The organism is Limimaricola pyoseonensis (genome assembly GCF_900102015.1).
In the GTDB taxonomy this organism is placed as follows: domain Bacteria; phylum Pseudomonadota; class Alphaproteobacteria; order Rhodobacterales; family Rhodobacteraceae; genus Limimaricola; species Limimaricola pyoseonensis.
In genome coordinates this window covers 18,440-31,504 of record NZ_FNAT01000012.1, presented here as the reverse complement: position 1 = coordinate 31,504, position 13,065 = coordinate 18,440, and the positions used below count along the sequence as shown (strand labels likewise).

The window sequence follows — 13,065 nt, the reverse complement described above, 5'->3', positions numbered from 1 at the left end:
GAATGACGCGGCCCCCGACCGGGGGCCGCCGCCGATCCTCATTTGGCCCGCGCCTCAGGCGATCTCGATCGCCTGGGCCTCCAACGACGCGAGCATCGTGTCGCGCAGCCGGATCGTCACCCCCTCCGCCTCGTAGAGCAGGTCGTCGCCCGCCTGCCGGAAGGCGGCGCGGGCAGCCTCGGCCGAGGCATGGCCGAAGCCCTCGAGCCGGATCGTGTCCCAGGCCTCGAAGTCGAGCACCTCGTTCACGCCGGCCTGCCCGGCCGTGAAGGCGAAGACATCCGCGCCCGCGCCGCCGGCCAGCCGGTTGTCGCCCGCCCCGCCCGCCAGCCAGTCGTCATCGCCGCCCGCGCGCATGTAGTCCTTCAGCGCCTCGGCGGTGGAGAGGACATGTTCGCGCGAATGGGCGAAGCCGTTCAGCAGCTCGGCCCGGCTGGCGCCGGCCTCGAGCCGCTCGATCCAGTTCGCCCGGCCCTGGGCGTCGGCCTCGCGGCCCAGAACGTTGCGGTAGAGCAGGTCGACGAAGCCGCCATTGTCGGGCGCGCCGAAGCGGGCGGAGAACTCGGCGCTGTTCGTGAAGCCCGCCGCCGCCGCCTCGCGCGACAGGCCGTCGGCCAGCCGCGCCGACCAGTTGCGCAGGCCCGCCATGTCGGGCTCGCGGTCGAGCGCGGCGCCGTAGAGCCGGTAGACGTCGTCGGTCCAGCCGGCCTCGGAATGGCGCGCGGCAAAGCTCTCGGCCGCGGCGGCGGTCCGGTTCTGGTGCTCGGCGCTCTCGGAAAAGCCCAGAACGACCTCGGACCGGCTCGCCCCCGCCTCCAGCCGGCCGACCCAGTTGGCCTTGCCGCCGGCATCCGAGGCGCGGTCCAGCACGTTGTTGTAGAGCATCTCGACGAAGGCGCCGTTCGACAGCGCGCCGTAGGTGGCGCGGAACTCGGCCGAGCCGGTGAAGCCCTGCACCACGCTAGGCAGCGTCGCCTCGCCCTCGAAGAGCTTGCCGGCCCAGCCGCGCATCCCGCCCGCATCCGGGTCGCGGTCGAGCGTGGCGCGGTAGAGCCGGAACACCTTCGCGGCGAGGTCGGAGGCGAGGTCGGGCGAGAAGCCGTCGCCGATCAGCAGGTCGTCGCCATTGCCGGCCAGCAGCCGGTCGGCGCCGCCGCGGCCGATCAGCACCTGGTCCACGCCGTCGCTGCCCTCCAGCAGGTCGGCGCCGGCGGTGCCGACGAGCCGCGTCACCACCACGCCGGCATCGGCGGCGAAGCCGTCGAGCTTGCGGTTCTCGGCCCCCATCGCGACCTCGTAGCGCGCCGTGCCGCCGAGCCCGCCGCCCGAGAAGCTGACCGTCCACTGCCCTTCCGGCAGCACCATCTGGTAGCCGCCCGACTCCCAGCTGGTGGTGCTGAAGCGGCCGCCCGCGCCGGTGGCGGTGATCGTGACGCCGCCCAGCCCCTCGCCGCGGTCGTAATGGCCGTCGCCATCGGCGTCGCGGATCACCACGCCCAGAAGCTGCGCCTCGGCGTCGCGCCGGTCGCCGAAGTTCTGGGTCACCACCCAGGGCCCGACGGCCTTGCCCTTCGGCGCCTCCAGCGCCGCGACCCCCAGCTCCGAGACCCTCGCGTCGAGGATGTTGACCCGGTGCCCGGCCGGGTCCTGCATGCCGTCGCCGCGGGTCTTCCAGTCCAAGCGGCGGCTGCCGCCGTCGTAATCCTCGGCGTCGAAGCCCCAGTCGATCACGAAGCCCGCATGGCCGTGCAGCGGCGACTGGGTGTAGGAATAGACGTTCTCGCTGATCCGGCTCCAGTCGTCGTAGCCCGCCGCCTCGACCCGGCCGCGCAGCGCCGGCTCGAGCGGGTTGCCATTGTCGTCATGGACCCGGTGCGACTGCGTGTCGTGCTCGATCAAAAGCCGCGTATGCGCCTCCGCGGCGGTGGCGAGGGCGCCGTTCCAGGCCAGCGGCGCCACCGCGTCGTAGCCCGACATGGCGCGCGTGAAGGCCTCGAGATCGGTGCCGAAGAAGCGCACCGCATCCTTCATCCCGTCATCGCCGGGCACGGCGGCGCGCAGCCACGCGGCCATGCCCTCCGGGTCGATCCGGCTGCGGTTGACGAGGTCGAGCATCTCGAGCTCGAAGGCACTGGGCCCGGGGGGAATACTGGACATAACTGCTCTCTGCTCGGCCCGTGGACGGGCTCTGGTGTGGCGTCGGCGGCTTCCGGCACGGCGCTAGAGCAGGATCATGTCATCCGTGAGGCCGGCGAGCCCCGGCAGGATCACCCGCACCCCCTGATCCTCGAAGACCAGGTCCCCGTCCCGCAGGAAGGTCCGCGCGCGGACCTGCCTGGGCCCAACATAACCGAAGCCTTCGAAGCTGAAACTGTCCCAGGGCTCGGGGTCGGCAACTTCATGCCGACCCGCGTCATCGTGATGGAACAAAAACACGTCGGCGCCGATCCCGCCCATCAGCAGGTTGTCGCCGCCGCCGCCGTCGAGCCGGTCGTCCGGCCCCTCCCCGCGCATCCACGCCTCGAGACGCGGCGCGCTGTCGCGGATGAACTCCGGGCTCTGCGAGAAGCCCAGCACCACCGTCTCGCGGCTCCAGCCGCCGGCCAGCCGCGCGGTCCAGGCCGCGTAGCCCGCCGCGTCGGGCGCGCGGCCCAGCACGTTCTCGTAGAGCAGCGCCACGAAGTCGCCGTCCGAGACCGCGCCGTAGACCTGCCGGAACTCGCGGCTCTGGGTGAAGCCGCGCACCACCGGCTCCAGCTCGGGGCTCTGCGCCAGCCGCCCGGTCCAGCCCAGCATCCCGCCCGGGTCGGGCAGCCGCCCCAGCGTCGAGAGGTAGAGCCGGAACACCTCGTCGCTCATCTGCGCCTGCAGCCCCGCGCGCGAGAAGACCAGCGCCCCGGCTTCGCTGCGCGCGATCATCTCGGCGCTTTCGGAAAAGCCGATCAGCACCTGCTCGCGGCTGCGCGCGCCGCTGTCGATCTGCCCGGTCCAGTTGGCGAAGCCGCCCGGGTCGGGCGCGCGGCCCAGCACGTTGGCGTAAAGCAGCGTGACGTAGTCCCCGCTGTCGGTCGCGCCGTAGCGCTGCGCGAACTCGCGCGAGCGGGTGAAGCCCGCCGCGATGTCCAAAAGCCCGCGCTCGCCGTCGAGCAGCCGCCCGCTCCAGGCCATCAGCCCCCGCAGGTCCGGCGCGCGGTCGAGCGCCGCCTGGTAGAGCCGGAACACCCGCCCCGAGGCCGCGTCGAAGGCCGGGTCCATGGCCTCGCCCAGAAGCAGGTCGTCGCCGCCCCGCCCGTCGAGGTAATCCGGCCCCGCCCCCCCCTCGCGCCGCAGCCCGGTCTCCGGCAGCGGCGCCAGCTCGAGATGCCACAGGTCGAACAGATCCGCCGCCCCGAGATCGCCCGCCCCGAAGCCGCGCCCGTCCGAGGTCGCGACCCGCAGCACCTCGTCCCCGAAGCGGATCTCGGCGCCGTCGGGCCGGCGGGTGATGTCGAGCGCCTCGACCGTATAGAGACGCCCCCAGCCCGACAGGTCGATCCGGTCGGTGCCGATCTCGAAATCGGCGATGCGGTCGGCCTCGCCATCGGCCAGCAGCACGAAGACATCCGCCCCCGCCCCGCCCGACAGCACGTCCTGCCCCGGCCCATCGACCAGCACGTCGGCGCCGCCGCCGCCCGAGAGCACGTCGTCGCCCGCGCCGCCATGGAACTGGTCGCGCCCTACCCCGCCGCTGACCCGGTCGTCGCCCGGCCCCAGCGCCAGCGTCCGGCCGATCGGCCCGAGATCGACCCTGAGCCGGGTCAGCCCCGTGCCCGCCTGCGTCGCCGCCTCCCCGGCGACGAAGACATCGATCCCCGCGCCGCCCGCCCCCAGCGCCAGCGCCGCCGGGTCGCCCAGATGCATCCGCGTGTCGTCGGCGAGGGTGTCGAGATGCAGCAGCCGCCCGCCCGGCAGCAGCGTCATCAGGCTGACGCCGTCGTCGCGCCCGCCGGCCACGACGTAGCCCTGCCCCCCGATCGCGATCGCCTCGAGCACCGAGATCCCGGCAAAGCGCGTCGCCCGGTCGTCGCCGACATGGTCGGTGATCCGCAGCGCGCCGCCCGCGTCGCGCGCCAGCACCGCGAGCGAGGAGCTGCCCGGCGCGGCGGCCAGCAGGTACTCGGTCCCCGCCACGCGCAGCGTCTCGAGATCGGCGGGGCGGTTGAGATAGAGCCCGTCGCGCGCATCGAGCCTGCGCGCCGCGCCGAACAGGCCGCCGGGCGAGATCGGCACCTCGGCCAGCCCGCCCGCGCCCGGCAGGCTCGCCACCACGCGCAGGCCGCCGGCCCCCGAATGCAGCGCGAGGTCGAGCACCGTGTCGGGGCTCGCCGGCAGCAGCACCTGCGAGACCGGCTCGAGCCGGTCGCCCACGCGCCGCCAGGCCGTGAGCCCCGGCACCTGCCGGGACGCGGTCACGTAGAGGTCGCCCGTCACCGCCAGCGCGGTGATCGCCTGCGCGCCGCCCTCGTCGAGCCGCAGCCCGCCCCGGCCCGACAGCGCGTCGCCGCGCGGCCGGAAGAACTCCAGGTCCGCGCCGAGCCGCCCCGGCGCCAAGAGCGCCGGCGCACCGCCGAGATCCACCTCCAGAAGCCGCCGCGGCGCCGCGAGCCCCTCCGAGGCCGCGCCACCCGCCACCGCCAGAAGCCGCAGATCGCCGTCGCGCAGCGACACCCCGCCCGGCGCCACGGCGTAGAGCCGCCCCTCGCCCGCGCGCCAGAGCAGGTCCGACAGCCCGGCCATCTGCCCGACCGGCCCGTCGGCGCGCGACAGCACGAACGCGATCTCCGGCACGGTCCCTCCGCCCCTCCCTGCTTGCGCCCGCCGCCCGCCGGCCGGACCCTGAGGTTGAGCCTGCAAAGGTAAAACTTAACGAAAGGTTGCAAGACCCGGCCCCGGCATCTCCGGGACCGCGCGACCGGTTTGCGCTCGCCGCCGTTTCGCGGGAACAGTGTCCGCAGCCTCAGCCTCGAAGATCGGCCCCTCGTGACCGTCACAGACCCCACCGCGCCGCGGATCACCATCCTTCTCGCCAGCTACAACGGCGCGCGCCACCTGCCCGAGCAGCTCGATTCCTACCTCGCCCAGAGCCACGCCGCCTGGGATTTGTGGGTGAGCGATGACGGCTCGACCGACGCGACGCGCGAGATCGTCGCCCGCTTTGCCAAGGCGCAATCCGGCCGGCACGCGGTGCGTCTGGTCGAAGGCCCGCGCCGCGGCCCGGCGGCGAACTTCCTGTCGCTGCTCGCGCACCCCGAGCTGCCCGAGGGCCCCGTCGCGCTGTCGGACCAAGACGATGTCTGGCGGCCCGAGAAGCTCGCCCGCGCACTGACGGGCCTCGCGCGCGGCGGGCCGGTCACGCTCTACGGCGCGCAGAGCGTCTACACCGACGAGGATCTGCGCCCGATCGGCCGCACCCGGCCGCCGCGCCATGCGCCCAGCTTCGCCAACGCGCTGGCGCAGAACGTGGTGAGCGGCCACAGCAGCGTGCTCAGCCCCGGCGCGGTCGACCTGGTGCGCCGCTCCGGCGTGACGGCGGGCCCCGAGCATCACGACTGGTGGCTCTACCTGCTGGTCGCCGGCGCCGGCGGCGCGGTGGTGGTCGACCCCGAGGAGGTCGCGCTCTACCGCCAGCACGGCGCCAACCAGATGGGCGCGCATCGCGGGCTGCGCGCCTCGTGGGCGCGGGCGCGGCTGGTGATGCGGCGCGACTTCTCGGACTGGGTCGAGGCCAATCTCGACGCGCTGGCGCGGACCGAGCCGCTGCTGACCGAGGAGAACCGCGCCATCCTCGCCCGTGTCAGGGCCGCGCGGCGGCGGCGCGGCCCGCTGCGGGCGCTGGCGCTGGCGCGGGCCGGCGTGCACCGGCAGAGCCGGCTGACCAGCGCCTGCCTCTACCTCGCCGCCGGGCTCGGCCGGTTCTGAGATGTTTCGCAGCGAAACGGGTCAGGCGCCGCGCTTCATGTTGTGCTCGTGGCGCTTGATGCCTTCGCCGACATCCTCGAAATAGAGCAGCTTGCCGTTCTCCAGCACCGCCGCCGCGTCGCACAGCTCGCGGATCTGGCCCATCGAATGCGACACCACCACCGCGCCCGCGGTCTGCATCCGCTGCTTGAACAGCCGGTCGCTGCGCGCCTTGAAGGCCTGGTCGCCCACGGCGGTGATCTCGTCGACCAGATAGGTGTCGAAGGCCACGCCCATCGACACGCCGAAGGCCAGACGCGAGCGCATCCCCGAGGAATAGGTCTTGAGCGGCAGGTTGAAATGCACGCCCAGCTCGGCGAACTCGCGCACGAAGGCGATCAGCTCGTCGGTGTCGACGCCGTAGATCCGGCCGATGAAGCGGCAGTTCTGCGCGCCCGACAGCTCGGGGTGGAACGAGCCCGCGAAGCCCACCGGCCAGGAGATCGTCCCGGTCGAGACGATCCGCCCCGAGGTCGGCTGCGTGGTGCCGGCGATCATCTTCAGCAGGGTCGACTTGCCGGCGCCGTTGCGGCCCAAGAGCGCCACCGCACGCCCCGTCGGGAAGGTGACGTTGATGTCCTCGGCCACCACCTTGCGCTTGCCCTCGAGAGAGAAGGTCTTGGACAGGTGCTCGAAGCGGATCATGGCGCTCAGCGGCGGTCCTTGACCGAGTAGATCACCAGCACCGCCACCGACCAGACGAGGAACAGAAACAGCGAGATCAGCGCCAGCAGGGTGAAGCGGCGCGGATACTCGGCGGTCTCGGCTTGGGTCGGCTCCATGTAGGCGGCGAGGTAGCGGGTCTTGCGCCGCGCCTCGGCGCGGGCGGTGTCGTAGGCGGCGCGGGCCGAGACATAGGCCTGCTCGGCGAATTCGCGGTCGACCACCAGCCGCTCGTACTCGCCGACGATGTCGGCGAAGATCGTGCCCTCGCGCTCGTTGCCCTCGAAGCCGAGCTTGCGCCGCTCGGCCGCGATCCGCTCCTCGATCACCGCCAGCCTGCGCCGCGCCTGCTCGAGCCGCGGGTCGCTTTCCTGCACGGTGTCGCGCAGAAGGTCGATCTCGATCAGCGTCTCGGCCTGCTGCGCCTCGAGCGTGCTGAGCACGCCGCTCTGGCTCTTGAGATCGATCTCCGGGTCGACGATCTGGTTCTGGTTGCGAAACAGCGTCAGCGCCTCTCGGGCCTCGCGCACCTGCTCGACGCTCTCGTCCAGCTCCTCGCGGGCGTAGCGGATCGCGTCCTCGCGGGCGATGTCGCTGAGCTGGTTGATCATCTCCGCGCTCTCGTCGAACAGGGTCTGCGCGACCAGCGTGGCATCTTGGGCCGTGAAGGCGCGCACCTCGACCTCGATCAGCCCGGTGCTCGAGCTGTAGGAGATGCGCACCATGTCCTTCCAGTAGGCCAGCAGCTTCTCGATCGAGGCGTCGGGCTCGATGGTGAAGACAGGGTCGTAATCGGGCTTCGACCAGATCGCGTGTAGGTCGATCTGCGCGTCGATGTCGGCCACCAGCCGCTGGCTCTGGATGTATTCGTAGAGAATGTCGGTGTCGGTCGAGCTCGAGCCCGACAGGCTCGTCAGCCCGCCCAGAAGCTCGGCCGCCGGGCTCGATTCCTCGCGCCGCACCGAGAAGCCGGTGCGCGAGGCGAACTGGTCGGCGGCGACGGTCCACAGATAGGTGCCGACCCCGGCCGAGGGCAGCGCCACGCAGGCGAGGAAACTCAGCCCCACCAGCACGTGCCGCCAGCGCCGGAAGGCGGGGCGGACCGGCTTTCTCAGCCGCTCGTTCGCGCCCCCCGGCTTGGCGGCGGGCGGCTGGCCCGGTGTTTGGCCCGGAGCCTGCCCCGGGGGCTTCGGCGCCGGCTGGCCCGGCTTGGCGGCGGGGCCGGGATTGGGATTGGGGGTTTCCGCCGGTGCGGGGCGGCTGGGCTGCGGCTGCGCCGTCATCGCGGTCTGCTCCTGTCCCTGCGGCGGCTGCGGCCGCTCGGACACGGCCGCCAGCTTCGGCGCGGATGCCGGCGTCTGCCCGGTTGTCTGGCCGGCTGCCTGGCCTGTTGCCTGGCCGGTCGTCGGCCCGGCGGTCTGCGCCCCCGGAGCCTGCTCCTGCGGCGTCTGTTTCGCTGCGTCGCTCACCGCGGCCTCCGGGGTGTTTGTGGCCTTCGGGCGATGCTAATACAAGCCGAAGTCCCTGACCACCAGTGCATGGAGCCCGGCCCGGACATGTCCTCCCTGCCCCTCGCCCGGCCGCGCATGCCGCGGCGGCGCTTCGCCTCGATGCGCGCGATCATGGCGCTGATCCTGCGCGAGATGTCGACCCGCTACGGCCGCTCGCCCGGCGGCTATCTCTGGGCGGTGCTGGAGCCGGTCGCGGGCATCGCGCTGCTGACGCTGGTCTTCGCCGCGGCCTTCCGCTCGCCGCCGCTCGGCACCAACTTCGCGGTGTTCTACGCCACCGGCATGGTGCCTTTCCTGATCTTCACCGGCGTGCAGGGCACGGTGGCGGGCGCGCTGAACTACTCGCGCCAGCTCCTGGCCTACCCGACCGTCACCTATCTCGACGCGCTGCTGGCACGTTTCGCACTGAACTTCATGACCCAGTTGATGGTGGCCTACATCGTGCTGGGCGGCTGCATCCTGATCTTCGACACGCGGCTGACGCTGAACCTGCCGGTCATCATCGAGGCCTTCGCGCTGACCGGGCTGCTCAGCCTCGGGATCGGCACGCTGAACTGCTACCTGTTCAGCCGCTCCAACATCTTCCAGCAGGTCTGGTCGATCCTGATGCGGCCGGCCTTCATCGTCTCGGGCGTGTTCTTCCTGTTCGAAGCCATCCCCGAGCCCTACAGCGACTATCTCTGGTTCAACCCGCTGATCCACGTGCTGGGCCTGATGCGGCGCGGCTTCTACAGCACCTACGACGCCACCTATGTCTCGGTGACCTTCGTGGTGGGCGTGTCGCTGACCTGCCTGGCGCTGGGTCTGCTGCTGCTGTGGCGCTTCCACGCCGAGCTTCTGGACCGCTGAGCCGTTTCAGGACCGGATTTTCAATCCGGCCAGAAACCGAGACCGCCATCCCGGCGCGGGCCCAACGACAGGGCGGGGAACCGATGCCAAAAGCTTGATGTCGCGGTCGACGAAATCCTCGACCCGCCGCCGGGCGGTATCGGTCTCGAACATGTCGAGCAGTTTCGGCCATCGCATTTGGTTCTCGGGCAGTGCCCCTGCGTTGCTCCGTCTGCCAACTACCTTCACGGGCAGCCCGAGGCGCCGCATGTCGGCCTCGAGCGCGGCGAGGCCATCGATCCAATAGATACCATCGAGCCCGTCCAGCCCGGCGCGGGCCCGCCGCACCACCTCTTCCGGCGAAAGGCCGGACAGCGTGCCACGGCCCCGCATGCGGCGGCTGGCGAAGTAGGAGCAGTAGAAGTTGTCGTAATGGTCCCTGACAAAATTCTGCCAGCCCGCATCGCCGCCGAAGAAATAGTCGTCGGTCGACCAATCCTTGGCGCGCAGGCGATCGGCCGGGGTCCCGGGGGCGGCCCGCTCGGCCTCGCGACGAAGAAAGAAGTAGAACGAGGCGATCCGTTCACGCGGATCGCGCAGCACCGTGAAGACGAAGCGATCCTGAGGCAGCGTCTCGAGATCGGTCCAGTCGATATGCCCCGAATGCAGCCGATAGCCCGGCGGCAGCTGGCTTTCCCTTCCGGCCTGCGTGTGGGTGCGGATGGGCGAGACCTTGTCGCGCCCGACCGCCGCGGCGAGCTGGTGATGGATGGTCTGCCCGGCGGTCTTGGGAACATGGAGGAAGACGACGACGGTCACGGCAGCTCCTTGGTGAGATCGATCACGTCCGGCTTGTAGGCCTGCGCCTCATCGAGCTCGGCAATGCCCGTAAGAAACGCGACCGGGTCCGAGATCGACAGATGGGTCAGCTGCCAAGGCGCATAGCGCCACCAACGGCTGTTGATCATCTCGGGGATCAGCTTCTCCGGCAGGCGGCGTTTCTTGATAACCGCGGGATTGCCAGCGACGACGGAGTAGGCGGGAACGGGCTTGGTTACCACCGAGTGCGCGGCCACGACCACGCCGTTGCCGATCGTCAGGCCGGCCTTGATATAGGCGCCGTGCCCGATCCAGACATCGTTGCCGATCCTGGTGATCTGCGCCCGGGTCGGCGGCTCGGAATGCTCGAATCCGTAGGTTTCGTACTCCTCCGCGCCGGCAAACTCCCGTCCCACATCGAACAGCTTGCCATGCGCGTAGAAGGCGGGACTGGTCGAGATCAGGTGCATCGCGTGGTCCTGCCGGCCGATCTGCACGTTCTCCCCGAACGAGCAGTAGCGTCCGATCCGCGCGGCGAAACAGTACCCCGACACCTGGTAGGAGAAGGCGCCGAGATGCAGGGAATGCTCGTACTGCGTCCGCTTCAGCCCGGCCGGGGCCTCGATCCGGCTGTGGACCGGCAGCGAGACCCGCGCCCGCCAGCCGCCCCGATGCGCGACGTCTATCCCGCGTTCGCGCAGTTTCCTGATGGAGAATTTCTCGTTCTTCAACTTGCGACCCGCCTGCCCCGCGCGGCGATGTCCCTTGCCAGCCTGCCAAGATCCTTAGACATCTCCCCAGGTCGGGGCAAAGGCAGCACCCCGCCCGGCGCACCCTGCGCCACGGCGCGGGCGACCGCCTCGCCCTGCGCGCCGAGGTCGAACGCGTAGACCGGCAGGCCGGTGGCCAACGTTTCATGGGTGGTGAAGGAGAAGGTCTCGGGCCAGACCGAGGGGATCAGCCAGCACTCGATGCCGTAGCGCGCCACGAGGCCGGGCAGGTCGCGCAGCTCGTAGCTGCCATGCACCCGCGAGGGCCGGGTGAGCGGGTAGGCCGGGTCCATCTGGCCGATCACCACGATGCGGCCGGTTTCGCTGCGAGACATCTGCCGCGACAGGTCGCGCAGCACCGCCGCCCCTTTATGGTAGCCGATATTGCCGAGCACGCCGATCACCGGGCCGTTCTCGCCGCCGCCCGGCGCGATGCGCGGCGGCAGGACGTGGGTGTCGTGCGGCACCACGGCGATGCGATCCGCCGCCTCGGGGTAGGCCGCGGCGACGATGTCGCGGCCGGAGCCCGCGAAGGTCACGACACGCTCGGCGGCGGCAATGAGCGCGCCCCAGCGGGCCTGCCACTCGGCCAAGGGCAGCACCACGCCGCCCGGCCGCTCGTAGCGATGCGCCTTGTCCTCGGCCAGCGGGCCGTCGCCGCGCGGCACGCCGTGGTAATGCCCGTCACCGCCGAGCAGCGTGTAGGAGGGGCTGACCGGGAAGAAGTCGTGCATCATCAGCTCGACCGGCTGCGGCCCGCCCGGCAGGGCCGCCTCGCCGCGGCCCGAGATCCGCAGCAGCAGATCGGGCAGGGCGGCGGCGTCGCGCGCGCCGACGCCGCAGGAATAGACCACCCGGCGGCGCGGCAGCAGGCCGAGCAGGTCGGCGAGCAGGCCCTCGTCGGCAGTGCGGCCGCGGGTGATGCCCTGCGGCGCGTGCAGTTCCAGCGCGAAACGGCGCGGCAGACCGACGCGCAGCACCACGGCCGAACGGCCCGATTTCGTCTCTGCCGCGATGCGCCGCTGCAGGTCGTGCTCGGCGCCGCCGCCCATCGCGTGGGCGAGGTAGACCGGCACCGGTGCCTCCTGCGCCAGCCCGGCCCAGGCGAGGCCGGTGGCGAGGCGCGCGGTGGTCAGCGGGTCTTCGCGGATATACTCCTGCACCGCCGCGCCGTAGCCGGGATGGCGGCGGGCCAGTTCCTGCAGGTTGCGCTCGATCAGCTTCAGCTTCTCGGCCGAGCCGAAGGACTGGCCGCCGCGATGCTCGACGAAGAGGTTGGGGGCCGCGACATGGCGGCCGCCAAGCGCGACGGCCTTCTGGCACCAGTCGTTCTCCTCGGCATAGCCGCGGCCGAAGACAGGGTCGAAACCGGGGAGTTTCGCAACGAAGCGCGGCGCCATCGCCATGCAGAAGCCGACCCCGGTCGGGCCTTCGGCGTTGAGCGCGTCGGCGTCGAGACGGGCGATCGCGGCGTCGAGCCGGTCGGCGAGGCCGGGGGCCAGGTCGTGGCGCCGGCAGATGGCGGGGGCGGTGAAGATCTCGGCGTCGTTCGACATCGGCGTGACCGAGGCGACGCCGTCGTCGTCGAGCGGCGCGAGCAGGCGCGACAGCCAGTTCGACGGCACCAGCGCGTCGGTGTTGAGCAGCACCACCGGGTCGTCGGGCCAGCGCCGCGCGAGCTCGAAGCCGCGGTTGACCGAACCGATGAAGCCGAGATTGCTCTCGTTCTCGATCAGCGTCACCCGCTCGGCGCGGGCGGGGTCAGCGCACCAGCGGCGCAGCAGCGGCCGGATCTCGGGATCGGGCGAGGCGTCCTCGATCAGCACCAGCCGCCAGTCGAGATCGGTGTGACGCTCGACCCGGTCGAGCGCCTCCATCAGCAGCTCGCGGGCGTTGTAGACCGGCATGACCAGCGTCGCGGCGCGGTGGCGCGGCGCCGGGCGGGGGCCGTCGGAGAAAAGCCGCGCCGCCATCTCGGCGCCATCGGGGCGCGGCACGATGTTGAGCCGCTCCTTGACCGTCTCGCGGGCGGTGAGGTCGCCATGCCGCTTCCAGGCCCAGATCGCCGGGGCGAGGCTGACGAGCACCAGCGCGAAACCGGGCCAGAGCCGGTGCCGGGCCCAGAAACGTACCATAGGGCCAAAAGCAGGCAAGGCGATCTCGAAGCGCTCGGTCCCGCGCTCGACCACCAGCGCGGGCGTGCCCGGCACGAAAGGGATGTCGATGCTGAAGCCGCGCTCGGCGCTGCCGGGGCGGGGCAGTTCCGGCGCGGTCCAGGCGGTGGCGTGGCCGAGGCTCAGCCCGATGCGCGAGGCCTCGGCCCAGCCCTCGACATGCAGCCGGTTGCGCCGGACCTCGATGCGGGTGATCTCGCCCAGCCGGGCGCCCTGCGCCTCGAGCGCGCGGCTGGGGCGGCGCAACACCGCCGTCTCGTCGGCATAGCGCTCGAAGATCCTGTAGAAGCGAAGAAGAAGCAC

9 protein-coding genes are annotated in these 13,065 nt (G+C 71.6%); 2 read left to right on the top strand and 7 right to left on the bottom strand.

Translation table 11 applies throughout. The features are described from left to right. Positions 1-54: 54 nt before the first annotated feature. The gene (locus BLT43_RS17460; protein WP_090114986.1) at positions 55-2,157 is read right to left on the bottom strand and encodes a DUF4214 domain-containing protein; all 2,103 of its coding nucleotides are present in this window, start codon (positions 2,155-2,157) and stop codon (positions 55-57) included. A gap of 63 nt (positions 2,158-2,220) precedes the next feature. Then, positions 2,221-4,827, bottom strand: a complete 2,607-nt coding sequence (locus BLT43_RS17455) for a DUF4214 domain-containing protein (RefSeq protein WP_090114984.1) — start codon at positions 4,825-4,827, stop codon at positions 2,221-2,223. A 192-nt stretch (positions 4,828-5,019) separates the two neighbouring features. Here BLT43_RS17455 and BLT43_RS17450 point away from each other — a divergent pair, with 192 nt between their 5' ends. Next, positions 5,020-5,958, top strand: a complete 939-nt coding sequence (locus tag BLT43_RS17450; RefSeq protein WP_165612659.1) for a glycosyltransferase — start codon at positions 5,020-5,022, stop codon at positions 5,956-5,958. A gap of 21 nt (positions 5,959-5,979) precedes the next feature. Here the strand turns inward: BLT43_RS17450 and BLT43_RS17445 are convergent, their stop codons facing one another. After that, a complete protein-coding gene (locus tag BLT43_RS17445) occupies positions 5,980-6,642 on the bottom strand; it encodes an ABC transporter ATP-binding protein (protein ID WP_090114980.1) in 663 nt (220 codons plus the stop codon). Positions 6,643-6,647: 5 nt separating this feature from the next. Continuing rightward, on the bottom strand, positions 6,648-7,943 hold the full coding sequence (locus tag BLT43_RS19475) for a KpsE/RkpR family capsule polysaccharide export protein (protein WP_207497637.1): 1,296 nt from the start codon (positions 7,941-7,943) through the stop codon (positions 6,648-6,650). A gap of 273 nt (positions 7,944-8,216) precedes the next feature. On the opposite strand from BLT43_RS19475, the gene BLT43_RS17435 reads away from it, so the two are divergent. Continuing rightward, the gene (locus BLT43_RS17435) at positions 8,217-9,020 is read left to right on the top strand and encodes an ABC transporter permease (RefSeq protein ID WP_090115020.1); all 804 of its coding nucleotides are present in this window, start codon (positions 8,217-8,219) and stop codon (positions 9,018-9,020) included. 6 nt (positions 9,021-9,026) lie between these two features. Here BLT43_RS17435 and BLT43_RS17430 read toward each other — a convergent pair whose 3' ends face one another. Genes BLT43_RS17430 through BLT43_RS17420 form a run of 3 tightly spaced genes read right to left on the bottom strand, consistent with a single transcriptional unit; the run spans position 9,027 to position 13,065 of the window. Next, positions 9,027-9,818 (bottom strand): sulfotransferase family 2 domain-containing protein, encoded by a 792-nt coding sequence (locus BLT43_RS17430; RefSeq protein ID WP_090114978.1) that lies wholly within the window; start codon positions 9,816-9,818, stop codon positions 9,027-9,029. Continuing rightward, the gene (locus BLT43_RS17425; protein ID WP_165612658.1) at positions 9,815-10,549 is read right to left on the bottom strand and encodes a CatB-related O-acetyltransferase; all 735 of its coding nucleotides are present in this window, start codon (positions 10,547-10,549) and stop codon (positions 9,815-9,817) included. Before BLT43_RS17425 ends, BLT43_RS17430 begins: the two co-directional genes overlap by 4 nt. Further along, a complete protein-coding gene (locus BLT43_RS17420; RefSeq protein ID WP_090114977.1) occupies positions 10,546-13,065 on the bottom strand; it encodes a glycosyltransferase in 2,520 nt (839 codons plus the stop codon). Before BLT43_RS17420 ends, BLT43_RS17425 begins: the two co-directional genes overlap by 4 nt.